The sequence below is a fragment of the Variovorax sp. 05L425 genome (assembly GCF_056397705.1).
The window spans coordinates 132245-149337 of the sequence record NZ_JBFTNY010000001.1 but is presented as its reverse complement, the minus strand read 5'-3'; the positions used below and the strand labels follow the sequence as shown (position 1 = coordinate 149337).

Genomic DNA, 17093 nt, shown 5'->3' with positions numbered 1-17093 from the left:
CGATTGTCCCCCAAGCGTGGACGAGGCGCCGTCCGAGCCCAGGCCGATACACATGAAACCTATGGCAACGCGTCGAATAGTTGACGGTCGACCTTCCAGTCAGGGCCGTAGGTCGCATCCGCATAGGCATACACGACGGCCGAGCCCAGCATCCCGTGGAGAACATCGCCCTGGGCGGCGCGCCGGCTGATGACCGCCGTCAGCGCGCCCTTGCGTGCCAGGTCCTGCAGGGCCAGGTCCACCCAGCGTTTCAATTGGGCAGGCTCCAGGGCAGCGACTTCCCTCTTCATGGCCTGGATCTGTTCGCGAAGCCAGGCGGCGTTGTCCACGTTCGGGGTCACTGGCGCGACGGGGGGAACGTCCGCGGGCGGCGCGTGCTGGCCGACCGGCGCAGCGGTCGGCCGAGGACCTTCGGTCGCGCTGTCTTGCACAGGCTCGTTGCGCAGCAATGAACGAAGGTAGGAGAAGGCGTTCTCGATCGTCCGCAACGACTTGTTGGCGGCGCGCCGCTCGAGCACCTCGATCTGCGAGCGCACGCGCTCGTCGCCGAACTCCTTGATGAGGCCTTCGAGCTTGATTTCGCGAATGCCGAGCGTCTCGGCCCGTAGCACCAGGGTGGCATCGACCGGCTCGCCCGCAAGCGGCCGGGGCGCCGCCGCCTGGCGCTTCTTGCGGACCGCGAACTGAACTTCGGTGATCACCCTGCCCTGCTTGTGTTCGATGAGATCGATGTCGAGGTCCGTCTCGGCATTGATCTCCACGATCGCATCCTTGACGCGCTCGTTCTTGAACTTTCGCCATTCGCGGCGGTCGGGACCCGGCCCGTTGCTCAGGGCATCGACCCACCAGTTCACGGGCTTGCGGCTGGTCACGCCGCTCGGATTCTCGCGATAGCGCGCACAGATCTCGTAGAGCGCGACCGCCGTGTAGGAGCCCAGCTTGGCCAGGACGTCGAGGTCGATCCTGGCCCAGCGCTGCGGCTCCCTGAGCGCCGCCATGATCGTCGGCGGATAGGACCAGCTCACCCAGTTTTCGCCGCGGCGCTGTTCCAGCGCCACTTCGGACAGCATGGAGAACCCGCGCCACTTGACGCCGTCACCGGGTGCGGTCGACTCCCAGTCGACTTCCAGGCTGCGCATCTCGATCAAGTATTTCTTCGCCGCGGTGCGTTCGCTGCCGCTGGAGCCAGTGGTCCTCAGGATGGCGGCGAGCGGCGCCTCGAACATGAAGTCGGCTGCAGGCATGGCCGGCAAGGCGACAAGTCGCGTCTGGGCGACCTGGAGCAACGCGCTATAGATACGCCGGCCAGTGAGGGTCACGCGCGCCGAGCGCGGCATCATCACGATCATCTCGTGCGGCTTGCGCAGTTCGAGGACCTCGTCCACGCCGGGGCCGAGGGCCGGCTTGTCGACGGGGTTGGCGGCGGGCGTGCTCATGAGGGCTCGATCTTATGTCCAAGGTCGTTTGGACACAAGGCCGCCACGTGAAGCGAAGGGACGGCGATGAAAAGCTGGACAGTTCGGCCTCGACGAGCCCAGCATGGCCGATTAAATGCTGGACGTTTCGCGGTTGAACCATGCGGCGACAGCTTCAGCGCGGCGATCAAAACCCGGACATATGCACCGAAAGCTCTATTTCGGCGCCCTTCCAAGGCCCCCAAGACCCGATGAAACCCTGGACAGTTGCCTTATTTGCACCGCGAGGGTGCGGATCGAGCGCTGTGGATAACCTTTTGTCCGGCCCGATGAGGATGCGGACATCCGGCGATGGAAAGCTGGACGGATGCGATGGAAACCCGGACACAAGCGATGGAAGACTGGACATTCGAGATCGGGTTTACCTTATAACTTATTGATTTCATTGAAGAAAATTCAATTCATCGGCGGCTTAATCTCTTGAATGTATTCAAGATCCTCTCTTAATCTCGGAGGATTTCTGATCAAAAAGAGATCCCCAGGCGCCGATGGAGAGGACGGTTTTTGCAGTGTCGACTGAATTCTTCGTTTTTTGCGGAGTGATGGGCATAATCGCAAGACCGCAAAACTTTCAGGGTACACACGCGTGGACATCAAGCAAACCATCCGACGACAGAATCTCGAAGATATCGAACAGCAAGCGCAGAAGATAGCCGGCATGATGGACCGTATCCGCGCGGCGATGCTGGCGCCGACCGCCGTGAAGTCTGCTCCGACGCTGAAGGCAGTGCAACTGGCGGATCTGTGTGGCGTCGACAAGTCGAAGATCTCCTACCGGCTGACCCGTGGCGACCTGCCCGCCGGTGGGATCCATGGGAACAGCCGCGAATGGTCGATGGCCGACGCGCAGCATTGGGCGCGCGAGCTGCGATCCGAGCACCTGCGGCCGAGCGGCGCGGCCGGCATCACCATCACCGTCGCCAACTTCAAGGGGGGCGTTGCGAAGACCACTTCGGCCGTCACCCTGGCGCAGGGGTTGTCGATGCGGGGGCACAGGGTGTTGCTGGTCGACCTCGATCCCCAGGGCTCGGCCACCACGCTGTTCGGCGTCCTGCCGGATGCGGAGGTCGAGACGGAGCACACGGCCATGTCGCTGTTCACCGGTGAACAGGAAAACCTGAAGTACGCGGTTCGATCGACTTACTGGCCGAACATTGATCTGGTATGTGCTGCGCCGCTGCTCTACGGCGCCGAATTCCATTTGCCCGCACGCCAGGCCAGGGACCCGGGTTTCGAGTTCTGGCGCGTGCTGGATCGCGGTCTGGACCTGCCGCGGGAGGAGTACGACGTCATCGTGATCGACACACCTCCTTCGCTGAGCTACGTGACCATCAACGCGCTGATGGCGGCGGACGGGGTCATCATGCCGTTGCCGCCCTCGGCCCTGGACTTTGCCAGCTCGGCCCAGTTCTGGGATCTGTTCTCGGACCTCTGCAACCAACTGGTTCGCAGCCGCGGCAAGGACAAGAGTTTTGAGTTCATCGACGTGCTGCTGTCGCGGGTGGAGGCGTCGGACACGGCGAGCTCGGTCGTGCGGCAGTGGGTGCTCGAAGGCTATGGCGACAAGGTGCTGCCGATCGAGATTCCGAAGACGGCGATCGCCGCCACGGCCAGCGCCGAGTTCGGCACTGTCTACGACCTGCCTCGAGGATCAGTGAACTCGAAGACTTTTTCGCGTGCCCGGGTCGCCTACGACCGGATGTGCGAATTGATCGAACAGCAAATCGAAGCCGTCTGGGCGCGCCAGGTGGCTGAGCGGCAAGTTCTGGAAACGGCGGTCTGACATGGGACTCAAGGACAAAGCATCCAAGATCGACTTTGCATCGCTGATGCCGGTGTCGCCGCCGAACCCGGAAGCCGCGAAACCCAAGACCGCGCCGGGCGCGATGATGGCGCTGGCGAACGACCAGCGCTCGGAGCTCTTGCGCGAAAACGATGCGCTGCGTCAGCAAGCCGCGAAGGCTGTCGAACTTGAAGGACGTCTCAGCGAGGCGGTGACCGAGCTCAGCGCCTGGGACGGCGCCAAGGCCACGCGCTTGCTCGACCCGCATCTGATCCGGCGCAGCGATTACGCGAACCGTCATGAATCGAGTTTCCAGAGCAGGGCGTTCGAGGATCTGAAGCGCGAGATCAAGGAGGCGGGCGGCAACATCCAGCCGATCAAGGTGCGGGCGATCGCCAGCCCGGGCGAGGGCCCGAAGTACGAGATCGTGTTCGGTCACCGCCGCCATGAGGCTTGCCTGCAACTGGGACTTCAGGTGCTGGTGTTCGTCGACAACCTGGACGACCGTGCGCTGTTCGAGGAAATGGAGCGTGAGAACCGCGAGCGTGCGGATCTGTCGGCTTGGGAGCAGGGCGTGATGTATGCGCGGGCGCTGGACCGCGGGCTCTATCCGTCCTTGCGTCAGATGGCCGCAGCGATCGGTGTTGATCCGACCAATCTGTCCAAGGCACTGGTGCTGGCGCGATTGCCTGAGGGCGTGCTTCGCGCCTTCGCATCGCCGCTGGATCTGCAATTCCGGTGGTCGACGGCATTCAAGGCGGCGATGGAACGTGATGCGGCGGGCGTCGAGGCTCGTGCTGCCGAGATTGCTGTCGATCGAGGGGCGATGGGCGCGAAGGAGATTTTCGCGCGGTTGACGTCGCCGAACGAGACGGTGATGCGCACGCCGTCGCATCCTTCCATCCAATCCTTTGACAAAGGCGGGACCACGGTTGCCACGATGAAAGTCGACAAGGATGGGCGCGCTTCGATTCGGATCCACGTCTCGCTGAACGCCGCTCGCCAACTTGAGCTTGCGGGATTCTTGGAGCGCTTTGCGGCTGCCGGCTGAAGGAACTTCCCAGTTCAAAAAGAAAGGCGCCCTCGTGGCGCCTTTTTTTTTTGAGGGACGGACCGCCCTGTAGTACGGTACTACGGGCAAGTTGCAGCAGTCCTGGTCTCCATCGCAGATCATTTCTGCCCGTGTGCAGGTGTCGATGGGCGGGCCGTAGTACCGTACTACACCGCCGATCACCTTGATCGACCGGTCGCCTCCATCCGCTCCAACGCCGACAGGATCTGATCGATCGTCGACTTGAGAACGCCCATATCCCTGTCTCGTCGGGCTTCGACGATCGGATCGTTCGCTCCAGCTTCACTCCGCGACGCTGCGAGCAACGATTCCCTTGAACGGGCAACAACCTCATCAAGCCGCGTGATCAGGTTGTTCCGCAGGGCTGTGAATTGGGCCATCTCGCGCCTCAAATCTTTCACGTCCAGGCTCAATGTCAAAAGCATCTGCTCGACGCGCTGCTGCCATTTCTCGTGTGGACCGTGGGTCGTGGTGACAGGCTCGGAGGCGATTGCCGCGGATGAGGATGCGTGCGTCGGCGGCGATTCATGCATCAACGGTCGAATTGCAGCCGTGAGTTGGCGCGCGGTCCGAGCGACTGCCTGTTCAAAGACGGCCTTGGGGTCCGAATCCGCCAATTGTGGCCAGAGTTCATAGACCCGTGCAATGGCCTTGTCAGTGACCAGCTGCAGACCCGGGCGACCCGGCTTGGCATGCGTCGGCGCTCCTTTGCGCGTCACTCGTTCGGGACAACCTTCATCTTCAGGTATCGGGTTTTCGCCGATCAGACATTCTCTGAACTCGCCGCTCGCGCTCCACTTCTTCAGCGTGGCGTCGGATGGGGCACTGGCGCCGTGCAGGATGACAAGAATGCGCCCGAGATCGGCAACGCTGCTGACCCGAGGCCACAAGACTTCCCTCGACGCAGCGTCTTCGTCAGGAAGCTGCCAAGCCTCCTCGTTTTCGGATGACATGAATGAAGATGTTTAGTTACTCAATAACCAAATTATGACCTCGACCCGGAAATTGGAGTGCGGAGAAGCCACTTGCGTGAAACATTTCTGGCGTTGAATCAATATTGATTCATAACGTGTTGTTTTCATTGAAAAAATCTGAACATCGACCACAACTCCTTCGGAAAGAAGATGTTTCACGGCGCGCGCTTCACAGGACTGCGGCGTGACTTGCCGTGCGACAACATTTCCCCGCATCGCGAAATCTGCAGCTTTAGGGGTGGGCCGGTCGCCTGAATAACCGTGAGGACGGCTCGCGCCGCCATCTTTGCACTCAGCGGATGAGGCGACCCTGACATCCATGTATCTGGGACTTGGCTGTCTTGGCCCTCAGAGTTCAGCGCGGCTCGAAGCAGAAGACTCGAGCGCCGCACGCATGAAACTCTCGCTGACGCAGATCAGGCTAGGAGCCCGCGACCCTCTTTCCACAGCCTTGGGACCTTCAGCCTGCGCTGACACGTGTGCTGGCAAAGCAATCAACTGTCCAGCTTTTAATCGGCTATCTTTGCTGTCGATGACCAGCCTGCCCACGCCGTCCCAGCTTGCCAGTGTCGACGACGAGCGCCTGGAGCAACTCGCCGCGGCTTGGCGCGCGCAGGCGCTGCGCGGCGACAAAAGCGCGTTTGGCGTTGCGCACGCATTCGAAGTCGAACGCCGTCGGCGCCTGCGCGCGAGCGAACTGCAACAGTTAGAGCCGCTGCAACCCATCGCGCCGTCCAAGCCGTGGTGGAAGTTCTGGTGACCAGGCAAGACTGGTCGGGACAAATCCCAAGAAGCCTTTCCGAAAACGGAGCAGATTGGGGTCAATGAGGCGCCGGCCGCCCGGGACCCTGGGGACGGTTGAAACGTAGCGTCGATAAGTTATCGACACCATGTTTTTGGAATTTGACGAGGCGGCAGAGATGTAGATACATTAATAGCTACATCGGGAGCGCGCTTCCCGCCAATGAAGGGATCACCATGCACACCGCGACGGCCAAACTCTTTGCCAGCGGCGGTAGCCAAGCCGTGCGACTGCCGGCGGAGTTCCGCTTTGAAGACGCCACAGAGGTCTACGTTCGCCGTGACGAGACCACGGGAGACGTGATCCTGTCTGCTCATCCTCCTGCGGACTGGGCCGCTTTCATGCGCCGACGCGCTGAGATCGGTCCTGTCGTACCCAGTGACTTCCTCGATGAAGCGGAGCGAGGGCAGGGCAGGGAGGCGCGCGACCCCTTCGAGGGCTGGAAGGAATGACCCTCTACATGCTCGACACCAATGCAGCCAGCGAAGCCATGCGCGGCCATCCGGCGTTTGATGAGCGGCTGCAGGCCTTGGCGCCGGGCCAGTGGTGCATCTCGGCCGTGACCCGGTCCGAGATCCGCTATGGCGCTGCGCGCCGGCCCGAAGCCGTCCGGTTGCATCGTTTGGTCAGCGAATTCTTGGACATTGCGCCGGTCGTGCCGTGGGATGCCAAAGCCGCCGACAGCCATGGCACGTTGCGCGCCCACCTCAAAAACCAGGGTCTGCCGATCGGTGATTTCGACGAGATGATCGCCGCCCACGCGCTGGCACTTGGCGCTGTCGTGGTTACCGACAACACGCGACACTTTGCGCGCGTGCCAGGCCTGGCACTCGAAAATTGGCTTCGCGCCGGGCACAAGAATTGAAATCACAGCGCCCATGCCTCGCAATGGCCCAGATATCGATGCACTGCGCACACTTGGCGGCAACTACCTGACCGTCTGGGAGCCTGACCTTCGTTCCGGCGGTGACGTAAAGACCAGCCTCTACGATGCATTCGTCACCCAGCGAGATTTCGATGTGAATGCATACCTCGGCATTCGGTGCGGCATCGCGCCGAAGCGTGACCTCCGGTGGCGTGAAATCGGTTCGACCCGGCCCGGGCCGGCAAACCGGTGCAGTCACTAGCTGCGCACCCGGCGGAAATGTCCAGCTTTTAATCGCCTGCGCCCAGAAAAAAACGTCCTCAAAATCCGAGCGTCGGAGACCCTCGCGTCAACTTGCTAAAGTTCGCGTCAGTTCGCAACCCCGTTTGCCATGCTGGCGGGTGGCATTGCGCTGTTTTTCAACCCCTCTTGAGGCCGCTATGACCGCCGGAAAACCCCAGATCATCTACACCCTGACCGACGAGGCACCCCGCCTTGCGACCGCCTCGCTGTTGCCCATTCTCAAGGCCTTCGCCGCACCGGCGGGCATCGACGTCACGACCAGCGACATCTCGGTGGCCAGCCGCATCCTGGGGCAGTTTGCGGAGGTGCTGACCGAAGCGCAGCGCGTGCCCGACAACCTGGCTGAACTGGGCAAGCTGACGTTTCGGCCCGAAGCCAACATCGTCAAGCTACCCAACATCAGCGCTTCCGTGGCCCAACTCAAGGCCGCCATCAAGGAACTGCAGGACAAGGGCTACAAGATCCCGGACTACCCCGAGAGCCCGAAGACGGATGAGGAAAAGAACATCCGTGCGCGCTACAACAAGTGCATCGGCAGCGCGGTGAATCCTGTCCTTCGCGAAGGCAATTCCGACCGCCGTGCACCCAAGGCCGTGAAGGAATTCGCGCGCAAGAACCCTCACAGCATGGCCGAGTGGAGCCAGGCATCGCGCTCGCACGTCTCGCACATGCACCACGGCGACTTCTATCACGGCGAAAAGTCGATCACGCTGGACAAGGCCCGCGACGTGAAGATGGAACTGATCACCAAGAGCGGCAAGGCCATCGTGCTCAAGCCGAAGGTCTCGCTGCTCGAGCGCGAGGTGATCGACTCCATGTTCATGAGCAAGAAGGAACTGGTCGATTTCTACGAGCAGCAGATCCAGGACGCCCACAAGACCGGCGTGATGTTCTCGCTGCACGTGAAGGCCACCATGATGAAGGTGTCGCATCCGATCGTGTTCGGCCACTGCGTCAAGATCTTCTACCGCGAGGCCTTCGAGAAGCACGCCAAGCTGTTCGAGGAACTGGGCGTGAACGTCAACAACGGGATGGTCGACCTCTACAACAAGATCGCCGCCTTGCCCGAAAGCACGCAGGACGAGATCAAGCGCGACCTGCATGCCTGCCACGAGCACCGCCCCGAACTGGCCATGGTGGATTCCGCAAAGGGCATCACCAACTTCCATTCGCCCAACGACATCATCGTGGACGCCTCCATGCCGGCGATGATCCGCAACGGCGGCAAGATGTATGGCGCCGACGGCCGCCTGAAGGACGTGAAGGCCGTCATGCCCGAGAGCACCTTCGCCCGCATCTACCAGGAGATCATCAACTTCTGCAAGTGGCACGGCGCCTTCGATCCCAAGACCATGGGCACCGTGCCCAACGTGGGCCTCATGGCGCAACAGGCCGAGGAATACGGCTCGCACGACAAGACCTTCGAGATCACCGAGGATGGCGTCGCCAACATCACCGACCTCAACACGGGCGAGGTGCTGCTCAGCCAGAACGTGGAAGCAGGCGACATCTGGCGCATGTGCCAGGTCAAGGACGCTGCCATCCGCGACTGGGTCAAGCTCGCCGTCACGCGCGCGCGCAACTCCGGCATGCCCGTGGTGTTCTGGCTGGACGCCTACCGCCCGCACGAGGCGCAACTCATCACCAAGGTCAAGATGTACCTGCACGAGCACGACACCACCGGGCTCGACATCCAGATCATGAGCCAGGTGCGCGCCATGCGTTACACGCTGGAGCGAGTGATCCGTGGCCAGGACACCATCAGCGCCACCGGCAACATCCTGCGCGACTACCTGACCGACCTGTTCCCCATCATGGAGCTCGGCACCTCGGCCAAGATGCTGTCCATCGTGCCGCTGATGGCTGGCGGCGGCATGTACGAAACGGGCGCCGGCGGCTCGGCACCCAAGCATGTGCAGCAACTGGTGGAGGAGAACCACCTGCGCTGGGATTCGCTGGGCGAGTTCCTCGCCCTGGCCGTGAGCCTGGAGGACTTGGGGCTCAAGAACAACAACGTCAAGGCCAAGGTGCTGGCCAAGACGCTCGATGCCGCCACGGGCAAGCTGCTCGACAACAACAAGGGCCCGTCGCCCAAGACCGGCCAGCTCGACAATCGCGGCAGCCACTTCTACCTGGCGCTCTATTGGGCCCAGGCCCTGGCCGAGCAGACCGAAGACAAGGAATTGGCCGCTCACTTCAGGCCGCTCGCCGAGGCGCTGGCTGCCAACGAGAAGAAGATCGTCGACGAGTTGGCCGCCGTGCAAGGCAAACCGGCCGACATCGGCGGCTACTACCTGCCGGACCCGGCCAAGACCGATGCGGTGATGCGACCCAGCGCGACGCTCAACGCGACGCTGGCGGCTGCGGCGGGCTGAGGGCCACCCTCGCAGGTGGTTGACTCAGCTTCGCAGTCACTCTGCCGCGTACTCCAGCGAGTACAGCGGCACGTCTGATCGCTGGCTGAGCCACACGCCGCCGCCAATCTCCTTGAACTGCCGAGACAGCCCGCGCCGATACACCTCGGCGCGATGGCGGAAGAGGTGCGGGTCGGCGAGGTCTTCGTCCACGATGCCGCGTTCGTAGTCCTCACGCACCGCGACCTCCATGTACAGGGCACCGCTGCATAACACCCCCAGATTGCGCAGCGCGCGCTTCAGATCCGGCGGGCTCAGGTAAGCCAGCACGCCCTGGCAGATGACGAAGTCGAACGGCTCTCCAGCCTGGTAGTCCACGACCGAACCGCGTTCCCACCCGTAGCGTTTGCACAGGTACCCGCTGAACTCCACGCCGCGAAAGCTGGCTTGCGGGAAATGCTGCGCCACGATGTCGCGCCACAGCCCGACGCCGCAGCCCACGTCCAGCACCCGACGCACGGGGACGCGCAGGTATTTCAGATAGGCGCAGACAAAGGCCCCCAGGCGTTCGATGTGCTGCGGGTCCGCGACCTTCGTCTTCTTGTCGAAGTAATAGCGCTGGTAGTAGGACTCGTCGAAAGTGGCGGCACGGGCTGATTCCATGTGGGGATCCTTTTTGAACTGGCGGTGGCACCCGCTCATCGTCGCTGATGCCCGACCGCATGATCCAGCCGGTGGCGACGGGGAGCCTTGCCGCGGGCAGCGGCAAAGGCACGACTGAGGGCGCTGGCGCTCGCATAGCCGCACTCGCTCGCCACGTGCGCGAGCGGCAGCCGGGTCGAGGTCAGCAGATGGTCCGCACGTTCAAGCCGCAGGTTCGCGACGTACTGGCGCACGTTGAAACCGACGGCGTCGGCGAATCGGCGTGACAGGCTGCGCTCGCTCAAGCCGACATGATGCGCCAGCGCGGCGAGGCTCGGTACCGGATCGATCTCGCGCTCGAGCATTTCCTGCACCGCCAGGACCTGCGTGTCGCCGTGTCCCTTGTGAGGGGCGCTCCACAGTGCGAGCTTGTTGTCGGCGGGCAGCGCCTCGGTGCTGGTGTGGCGCAGAAAGCGACGTGCGCGCTGCATGCCGAAGAATCGCTCGATCAGGTGCGCACAGGCGTCCACCGTCGGGCCGATGCCGCACACCGTGACGATGTCGGCGGCGGCGACGATCCTGCGCGAGGACTGGTAGCGGACCTCCGGAAAGCGGCGCTGGATGATCGCTCGCTCGCTCAGCAGACCGGTGGCCTCGCGCCCATCGAGCAGGCCCGACTTGGCCAGCAGAAGCGTGCCGCCGAAACTCATCAGCAATGCGCCACCCGCGTGCTGCTTGCGCAGCCATCGGCCGTACGCCGCGTCGTCTTCGGTCGTCTCTGACGCGGGCGCAAACTGGGCAGGCACGACCACCACGCCGAAGACGCCGGCTCGCTTCAGTGTCAGGTCCGGCGCCAGTGGCAGGCCGCCGAAACTGATGACCGGCGCTCTGCTGCGCGCCACCAGGCGCACGTCGAACAGCGCGCTCGCGGCGATGTCGTCATTGCGCGTCGCCAAGGTCCCCGCGGCCTGAAGCAGGTCGCGCACCAGGAGCACCGAGCCTGCCCACGGACGGTGGGGAAGCACGATGGCAACGCGCACCGGCGCGGCGGCCGTGCGTGCTTTCATGTCATGTATCTGGCGCTTCATGACAACAGATTCTGCGCTTGCTTTGCTTCAATCAGGGCATCGAAATCAAGACCGGATGTTCCCCATGAATGACGTACGCAGATTGCTGGCACGCGAAGAACTGCAGGCGCTGCAGCGCAAGTCCAACTGGAAGGCGGCCTGGATGCTGCTGGTCAACTGGAGCCTGATCGCGGCCAGCTTCGCCCTTGTCATCGCCAGCCCGGGCGTCGTCACCGTGGCGCTCGCCATGCTGGTGTTGGCAGGGCGCCAGTTGGGACTGGGCATCCTGATGCACGAGTGCGCACATCGCTCCTTCACGCCCTCACGCGCGTTGAACGACTGGATCGGCCAGTGGCTGTGCGCCGCGCCGGTGTTTGCCGACCTGACGATCTATCGCAGCTACCACATGACCCACCATGTCAAGACCGGCACGGCGGACGATCCGGATCTGCCCAACTACCGTGGCTATCCCGTCAGCCTGGGGTCGTTGGCTCGCAAGGTCTTGCGCGACCTGGTGGGCATCACCGGCCTGAAGGCGGCTGCCACGCTGGCCGTGCTCTATGCGCATGCGGAGCCCGAGAAGCTGCGTTTTGGCTACGCCTACAAGAAGCAGAGCGCCGACACTGTGGCAGAGGGTGGCGATGGTCCCGGAAAGCGCAATGTGCGCTACCTGCTGTGGAATGCCCGCCGCATTCTGCTGGTGCACGCGATGGCATTCGGCCTGTTGTGGGCTTGTGGCCACGCGATGGCCTACCTGCTGTGGCCCGCGACGTGGCTGACCACCTACATGCTGGTCAGCCGCATCCGCAATGCCGCCGAGCACGGCGCGCTGCCCGGCACCATGAGCCAGGACATCTGGTCCAACACGCGCACCGTTCGTGCAGGGTGGTGGGAGCGCCTGCTGTTCGCGCCCAATTTCGTCAATTACCACGTCGAGCATCATCTGGCGCCCACCGTGCCCTCATACAACCTCCGCGGCATGCACGGTCTCTTGAAAGAGAAGGGCGCCTTGAAGCAAGCCCAAGTCGCCGGAGGCTATGTGGAGGTCTTGGGCAGCCTCATCGGCAAACGTTGAGCCGACTCCTCACTGCGCAACGGCAAACAACCGCCACTCGTCGGGGACTCCCTTCAGGCGCTGTATCCCCCGATCCTGGAACGACAGTCCGGATCCCGCCACCAGATCCTTGACGGTGCTCGAAACAAGCACTTCGCCCGTTTGCGCATGCGTCGCCACACGCGCGCCGGTATGCACGGCAATGCCCCCAACCTTCCCGTCTATCACCTCACACTCGCCGGTGTGCAGCCCGGCACGGATCTCGAGCCCGAGCGCACGCACCTCTCGAGAAATAGTGCAGGCACAGCGTACTGCGCGAGCTGGCCCATCGAAGGTGGCCAGGAAGCCGTCACCCGCGGTGTCGATCTCGCGGCCCCTGAAGCGCTCCAACTCGCGGCGAACCAATGCATGGTGACTCTCGAGCAAGTCGTGCCAGCCGCGATCGCCGAGGAAAGCGGCGCGTTCCGTGGACTTCACGATGTCGGTGAACATGACAGTGACCAAAAGCCGCTCGGGTTCACCGCCGAATCGAGTTCCAGTGAGGAACTCTTCAATCTCATCGAGAATGATGTCCCTGTCGCAGCCCCACGGGATGTGATCGATGCCGTGCAGTTCGACCAGCTTCGCTCCGGTGATGTGCTGGCTCATGTATTGGCTGGCACCGAAATCAATGACGAGATCGTTTCGGCTGTGCAGAAGCAGAGTGGGCACGCGCACGGCGGGCAGCACCTGACGGATGTCGATGTCCATGTTCATGCGCAACACCGCCGCTGCGGCCGCCGGGCTCGCACTGGAGCGCAGCCAACGCGCCCACCATTGACGGCATCGCTCGTCCTGGGCTTGGCTCGGCCACCGTTGCTCGATACCGAGAGGGCCGCCCCAGTCACGTTCCACCTCCTCGGCAAAGGCGAGGGATTGTTCCCTCGTCCGTCCCCAGGGGTAGTCGGGCGCCTGTATGCGTCTCGCGAAAGCGCCGCCCATGATGAGTGCCGAGGCGCGAGACGGATAGGTGGCGGCGAACAGCGCGCACATCGCACCGCCCTCCGAGTAGCCGAACAACGCCGCTTGCTGCGATCCGGCGGCGTCCATCACCGCACGCACGTCGTCCATGCGAACTTCAAGGCTGGGCATGTCGGTGACGCGGTCGGACAGACCCGTCCCCCTCTTGTCGAACAGGATGAGCCGGGAGAACGAGGCCAGCCGCTCCAGCATCCGCGCCAGCCCTGGCTCCTCCCAGAAGACATCGAGGTTCGAGACCCACCCCGGAACCAGCACGAGGTCTCGCGGGCCGCTGCCGACCGTCTGATAGGCGATGTTGACGCCACCGCTTTTCGCGTAACGGGTCGTAGGAAGCATGGCGGTTGCACCCTCGGAGCGCCGCCCTTGCGGCGTGTCCGCGGAAGCTTGCCACAAATCGCCGCAGCGGCAAACATGCAACCTGGCCTAGTCCTGGCCTAGTACTTGATGGTCACTCCGGCCTTCACGCCAGCGTTGTTCTTTCCGTCGGAAGTCGCGCCGGCGGAAAACGAAGTCTTGCCGCCGGTGCTCGCGCCCAGCGAATAGCTCGGCCGCGGTCCGGTGGTATCGACACCTCCGTAGGCGCCGGCACCGTCCTTCTTCTCGACGCCAACGGTCATGCCGTTGGTTTCGGCCGAGCGCTCCGTGGATTGGACGTTGGGCGCCACATAGACCGTGCCCTTGTCGTCGCTTTCCACGGGAACCTTGACGGGGTCCGCGAGGGCATTGGTACAGCAGGCGATCAAAGCCAGGGCAGTCACGATGGGGCTGTTCATCGTGTGGGAAGTTAACACCACGCCCGGGCTGGCGCATTCCCGGGATTCCGTTGGGTGATGTAAGGCTGCTCCTACGATTCAGCCGGCGCTGGTTTTCAAGGCATCACCTGCCCGGCGTTGACCTCGATCACCTGCCCGGTGACGTAGCTGCTGGCGGCTGCACTGGCGAGGAACTGGACGATCGCGCAGCCGCGCAACTTGCACTCCGAGAGAGCCCATTCGAACATCTGTCGGCCGATGCCCGCATTGCCAGGGGTGAGGCCGGTCGGAGAGGAAGCGGAGGCGCAAGAAGAGGCCCAGCGGTGTTGCGCCGCTGGGCCAGGACTCCCTTTCATGCTGCATTTGCCTACGAGAGGCCGCGATTGCCTACGTGAGAGGCGCACAGGAAAGTCCCGCTTCAACTCTACGCTTCGAGGCCCGGCCTGTTGCAGGATTGATTGAATCGTTTCGTTTCAGCAAACACAAGGTGTTCGCCTCGTCCGCGGCCCGGGCCCGCCTTCGGCGTGCGCTTTCTCAGGCAGCGACGTCGCCGCTGGGTTCTCGCGGCCGGCTCGACATCCTTTGGGCAACCCAGCGCGCCAGCCGCGGCCCGAAGGCGATGACGACGAACAGCCGCACGGTCTGCAGGCACATCACGAAGGGCAGGTCCACCGGGCTCGAAGCCGCGATGATCGCCACGGTGTCCATGCCGCCGGGACTCATCGCCAGGTAGGCGGTGAGCGCATCGACATGCGCGACGCGCGCAAGCACCCACGAGAGCGCGCCGCAGATCGCGATCAGCGCCGCGATCGAGCCCAGGATGGCGGGCAAAGCGCGCAGTGAATAGCGCAAGGCCTCGCGTGTGAAGCGCAGGCCGATCGTCCAGCCGACCAGCGCGTAGGTTGCCACGAGCAGCAGCGGCGGCAGTTCGATGCGCAGCCAGCCGGCGAGGTGGAGCGCGGCGACGGCAAAGGCCGGCAGCAGCAGCGCGCCGGCCTGCACGCGCAGGCGCAAGCCCAGCCACGCGGCGGCGCCGAGCACGACCAGGGTTTCAGCGCACGCCACGATGTCCACGGGTGCCAGCAGCGCGGGCATGGGCCGCGCCACATTGCCCAAGTGCAACATGAAGTGCGCGATGCCCGCGGCAAACATGGCCACGCAGATCACCCGCAGGTACTGCATGAACGCGACCAGGCGCGCATCGGCGCCCCAGGACTCGGCCATCACCACCATCGCAGTCGCGGCGCCCGGTGTCACGCCCCAGATGGCCGTCGTGCCCGGCAGCACGCGCAGGCGGCTCAAGCCCACGCCGAGCATGCCGCTCGCCAGCAGCGTCGTCAGGATCGCGGCGAGGAAGATCGGCCAGTGGCCGAGAAAGGTCTGCGCGATCTCTGGTGTGATCGTCGTCGCGATCATGCCGCCGATCAGGGCCTGCGCGGCGATGTAGCCGGAAGGGGGTACGCGCACGGCGGCGCCATGCGTGCCCAGCGCGATGCCGGCGAACATCGGCCCCAGCAACAGGGCCGCCGGCAGGCGCAGCGCGAGCAGGGCGGCGGAGATCGCGAGCGACAGCGTCGCGAGCAGCGCCCACTGCGCAGCGCGCGGCCAGCGGTGAAGGACGGAAGGCACGCCCGGCCTTCAGGCGAGGCGGAGGTCTGTCATCTTCACGATACGGCCGAGGCGCGGAAAGATATTCTTGAACGCGAACTCGTGCATCTCGGCTGAAGAGCCCGAGGTCGCGTCCTCGACGAGCACCACGTCGTAGCTGTGCTCGTGCGCGCTGCGTGCCGTCGATTCGACGCCGATGTTGGTCGCGATGCCGCCGATCACGACGGTGCGCACCCCGCGCCGGCGCAGCAACAAGTCGAGATCGGTGCCATGGAATGCGCCCCAGTGGCGCTTGGTGACGACGAGGTCGCCCTGGGCGGCAGGGTCGTCCGGGAAGTCGGCGAAGTCGGGTGGCAGCGGTCCGCGCGTGTGCACGGCGTCGACCTTGCCCGGTGGGGCGTAGGCGCCGCCCGGACCAAAGTCCACGCGCACGCGGACCACGGTTGCCGCGGCCGCGCGGAATCGCTCGGAGAGTTCGATGCCGCGCGCGAACACCTCGGCGCCCGAGTGCGGCGCGACAGGCAGGGCGACAATGCCCTTCTGCAGATCGATGAGGATGAGCGCGGTGGTTTTGGGGTCGAGTTCCAGCATGGGGGCTCCGGATTGGATGGACAGGAGGGGCCGTTCATGGAAACATGAGGAAGCCCTCGTGAAATAATAATATGAGAAATGCCTCACAAATGTCAAGTACACAGGAAGCCCTAGGTGCGCCGCGCGCCCCGCGGCGCAAGCGCGGCGAGCTTCGCGTTGCCTCGTTGCTCGAAGCGGCGGCGGCGGTGTTCGCCGAACGCGGCTATGCGGCGGCGACGATGACCGAGATCGCGGCGCGCGCGCAGGCGCCGATCGGCTCGCTCTACCAGTTCTTCCCGAGCAAGGAAGCACTGGGCACGGCGATGATGCAGCGCTACCTCCAACTTGCCGTGGCGGCGCTCGAGGCCATCGAGACGCAGGCGGCGGCCCTGTCGACCGAAGCGCTGGCCGACGCGCTGCTGCGGGTCTTCACCGATCTCAGGGAGGAACGCGCGGCGGCGATCTCGATGCTCGACGTCAAGCCCGGCCACCGGCAGACAGGCACGGACACATTCCGCACTACCGTGTTGGCGCATATCGTCCGCATCCTGAAGGTGCGCCGGCCTCGGCTGATGCCGCTGCGTGCCAGCGCGATGGCACTGGCCGTGCTGCTGCAGCTCAAGGCTGCAGTGGCGGTGGAATCACACGCTGCCGACGCGAAGGCGGCCACGGCAGCCCTGCGCGAGTTGCGCACGATGCTGGCGCTGTACCTGGACGCGGCCTGACGCCGGTGCAGGCGATGGGCGGACCTG

The 17093-nt window shown here is 64.0% G+C and carries 17 protein-coding genes and 1 pseudogene; 8 read left to right on the top strand and 10 right to left on the bottom strand.

Annotated features, from left to right (window positions below; genetic code table 11):
- Positions 1-59 precede the first annotated feature (59 nt).
- Entirely contained in the window at positions 60-1436 is a 1377-nt protein-coding gene (locus AC1DN9_RS00680) for a hypothetical protein (protein ID WP_478096312.1), read from the bottom strand.
- A gap of 625 nt (positions 1437-2061) precedes the next feature.
- On the opposite strand from AC1DN9_RS00680, the gene AC1DN9_RS00675 reads away from it, so the two are divergent.
- Both AC1DN9_RS00675 and AC1DN9_RS00670 read left to right on the top strand, forming a co-directional pair.
- Positions 2062-3258 carry a ParA family protein gene (locus AC1DN9_RS00675; RefSeq protein WP_478096310.1) on the top strand — a complete coding sequence of 399 codons (1197 nt, stop codon included), beginning with the start codon at positions 2062-2064 and terminating at the stop codon, positions 3256-3258.
- A 1-nt stretch (position 3259) separates the two neighbouring features.
- The gene (locus AC1DN9_RS00670) at positions 3260-4309 is read left to right on the top strand and encodes a ParB/RepB/Spo0J family partition protein (RefSeq protein ID WP_478096308.1); all 1050 of its coding nucleotides are present in this window, start codon (positions 3260-3262) and stop codon (positions 4307-4309) included.
- A gap of 179 nt (positions 4310-4488) precedes the next feature.
- Here AC1DN9_RS00670 and AC1DN9_RS00665 read toward each other — a convergent pair whose 3' ends face one another.
- A complete protein-coding gene (locus AC1DN9_RS00665) occupies positions 4489-5283 on the bottom strand; it encodes a hypothetical protein (RefSeq protein WP_478096306.1) in 795 nt (264 codons plus the stop codon).
- A gap of 553 nt (positions 5284-5836) precedes the next feature.
- Between AC1DN9_RS00665 and AC1DN9_RS00660 the strand changes: the two genes are divergently transcribed.
- The 3 genes from AC1DN9_RS00660 to AC1DN9_RS00650 all read left to right on the top strand — a co-directional run bounded on the left by AC1DN9_RS00660 (position 5837) and on the right by AC1DN9_RS00650 (position 6971).
- Positions 5837-6064 (top strand): hypothetical protein, encoded by a 228-nt coding sequence (locus AC1DN9_RS00660; protein WP_478096304.1) that lies wholly within the window; start codon positions 5837-5839, stop codon positions 6062-6064.
- A gap of 218 nt (positions 6065-6282) precedes the next feature.
- Positions 6283-6558 (top strand): antitoxin, encoded by a 276-nt coding sequence (locus AC1DN9_RS00655; RefSeq protein WP_478096303.1) that lies wholly within the window; start codon positions 6283-6285, stop codon positions 6556-6558.
- Between the two features lie 8 nt (positions 6559-6566).
- Positions 6567-6971 (top strand): type II toxin-antitoxin system VapC family toxin, encoded by a 405-nt coding sequence (locus AC1DN9_RS00650; protein ID WP_478096301.1) that lies wholly within the window; start codon positions 6567-6569, stop codon positions 6969-6971.
- Between the two features lie 55 nt (positions 6972-7026).
- Here AC1DN9_RS00650 and AC1DN9_RS00645 read toward each other — a convergent pair.
- Positions 7027-7125, bottom strand: a pseudogene (locus tag AC1DN9_RS00645) (DapH/DapD/GlmU-related protein); the annotation flags it as partial.
- A gap of 286 nt (positions 7126-7411) precedes the next feature.
- Between AC1DN9_RS00645 and AC1DN9_RS00640 the strand changes: the two are divergent.
- Positions 7412-9649 (top strand): NADP-dependent isocitrate dehydrogenase, encoded by a 2238-nt coding sequence (locus tag AC1DN9_RS00640; protein WP_478096300.1) that lies wholly within the window; start codon positions 7412-7414, stop codon positions 9647-9649.
- 36 nt (positions 9650-9685) lie between these two features.
- On the opposite strand, the gene AC1DN9_RS00635 is transcribed toward AC1DN9_RS00640, so the two are convergent.
- Both AC1DN9_RS00635 and AC1DN9_RS00630 read right to left on the bottom strand, forming a co-directional pair.
- On the bottom strand, positions 9686-10291 hold the full coding sequence (locus AC1DN9_RS00635) for a methyltransferase (RefSeq protein WP_478096299.1): 606 nt from the start codon (positions 10289-10291) through the stop codon (positions 9686-9688).
- Positions 10292-10326: 35 nt separating this feature from the next.
- Positions 10327-11358, bottom strand: a complete 1032-nt coding sequence (locus AC1DN9_RS00630) for a GlxA family transcriptional regulator (protein WP_478096297.1) — start codon at positions 11356-11358, stop codon at positions 10327-10329.
- Between the two features lie 64 nt (positions 11359-11422).
- Here AC1DN9_RS00630 and AC1DN9_RS00625 point away from each other — a divergent pair, with 64 nt between their 5' ends.
- Positions 11423-12412 carry a fatty acid desaturase family protein gene (locus AC1DN9_RS00625; RefSeq protein ID WP_478096296.1) on the top strand — a complete coding sequence of 330 codons (990 nt, stop codon included), beginning with the start codon at positions 11423-11425 and terminating at the stop codon, positions 12410-12412.
- Positions 12413-12421: 9 nt separating this feature from the next.
- Here the strand turns inward: AC1DN9_RS00625 and AC1DN9_RS00620 are convergent, their stop codons facing one another.
- The 5 genes from AC1DN9_RS00620 to AC1DN9_RS00600 form a co-directional block, all read right to left on the bottom strand.
- Positions 12422-13747 (bottom strand): adenylate/guanylate cyclase domain-containing protein, encoded by a 1326-nt coding sequence (locus AC1DN9_RS00620; protein WP_478096294.1) that lies wholly within the window; start codon positions 13745-13747, stop codon positions 12422-12424.
- Between the two features lie 98 nt (positions 13748-13845).
- A complete protein-coding gene (locus tag AC1DN9_RS00615; RefSeq protein WP_478096292.1) occupies positions 13846-14184 on the bottom strand; it encodes a hypothetical protein in 339 nt (112 codons plus the stop codon).
- 95 nt (positions 14185-14279) lie between these two features.
- Positions 14280-14411, bottom strand: coding sequence for a hypothetical protein (locus AC1DN9_RS00610; RefSeq protein ID WP_478096290.1), 132 nt, complete (start codon positions 14409-14411; stop codon positions 14280-14282).
- Positions 14412-14697: 286 nt separating this feature from the next.
- Positions 14698-15792, bottom strand: a complete 1095-nt coding sequence (locus tag AC1DN9_RS00605; RefSeq protein ID WP_478096288.1) for an AbrB family transcriptional regulator — start codon at positions 15790-15792, stop codon at positions 14698-14700.
- 9 nt (positions 15793-15801) lie between these two features.
- Complete coding sequence (locus AC1DN9_RS00600) at positions 15802-16362, bottom strand: hydrolase (RefSeq protein WP_478096286.1); 561 nt, start codon at positions 16360-16362, stop codon at positions 15802-15804.
- 89 nt (positions 16363-16451) lie between these two features.
- On the opposite strand from AC1DN9_RS00600, the gene AC1DN9_RS00595 reads away from it, so the two are divergent.
- Positions 16452-17066 carry a TetR/AcrR family transcriptional regulator gene (locus tag AC1DN9_RS00595; protein WP_478096284.1) on the top strand — a complete coding sequence of 205 codons (615 nt, stop codon included), beginning with the start codon at positions 16452-16454 and terminating at the stop codon, positions 17064-17066.
- Positions 17067-17093: the final 27 nt, after the last annotated feature.

Bases quoted from the DNA above. Each gene is read 5' to 3' on its own strand.
- AC1DN9_RS00680 (WP_478096312.1), bottom strand. From the start codon at position 1,436: ATGAGCACGCCCGCCGCCAACCCCGTCGACAAGCCGGCCCTCGGCCCC.
- AC1DN9_RS00670 (WP_478096308.1), top strand. From the start codon at position 3,260: ATGGGACTCAAGGACAAAGCATCCAAGATCGACTTTGCATCGCTGATG.
- AC1DN9_RS00665 (WP_478096306.1), bottom strand. From the start codon at position 5,283: ATGTCATCCGAAAACGAGGAGGCTTGGCAGCTTCCTGACGAAGACGCT.
- AC1DN9_RS00660 (WP_478096304.1), top strand. From the start codon at position 5,837: ATGACCAGCCTGCCCACGCCGTCCCAGCTTGCCAGTGTCGACGACGAG.
- AC1DN9_RS00655 (WP_478096303.1), top strand. From the start codon at position 6,283: ATGCACACCGCGACGGCCAAACTCTTTGCCAGCGGCGGTAGCCAAGCC.
- AC1DN9_RS00650 (WP_478096301.1), top strand. From the start codon at position 6,567: ATGCTCGACACCAATGCAGCCAGCGAAGCCATGCGCGGCCATCCGGCG.
- AC1DN9_RS00640 (WP_478096300.1), top strand. From the start codon at position 7,412: ATGACCGCCGGAAAACCCCAGATCATCTACACCCTGACCGACGAGGCA.
- AC1DN9_RS00635 (WP_478096299.1), bottom strand. From the start codon at position 10,291: ATGGAATCAGCCCGTGCCGCCACTTTCGACGAGTCCTACTACCAGCGC.
- AC1DN9_RS00630 (WP_478096297.1), bottom strand. From the start codon at position 11,358: ATGAAGCGCCAGATACATGACATGAAAGCACGCACGGCCGCCGCGCCG.
- AC1DN9_RS00625 (WP_478096296.1), top strand. From the start codon at position 11,423: ATGAATGACGTACGCAGATTGCTGGCACGCGAAGAACTGCAGGCGCTG.
- AC1DN9_RS00620 (WP_478096294.1), bottom strand. From the start codon at position 13,747: ATGCTTCCTACGACCCGTTACGCGAAAAGCGGTGGCGTCAACATCGCC.
- AC1DN9_RS00615 (WP_478096292.1), bottom strand. From the start codon at position 14,184: ATGAACAGCCCCATCGTGACTGCCCTGGCTTTGATCGCCTGCTGTACC.
- AC1DN9_RS00610 (WP_478096290.1), bottom strand. From the start codon at position 14,411: ATGTTCGAATGGGCTCTCTCGGAGTGCAAGTTGCGCGGCTGCGCGATC.
- AC1DN9_RS00600 (WP_478096286.1), bottom strand. From the start codon at position 16,362: ATGCTGGAACTCGACCCCAAAACCACCGCGCTCATCCTCATCGATCTG.
- AC1DN9_RS00595 (WP_478096284.1), top strand. From the start codon at position 16,452: ATGTCAAGTACACAGGAAGCCCTAGGTGCGCCGCGCGCCCCGCGGCGC.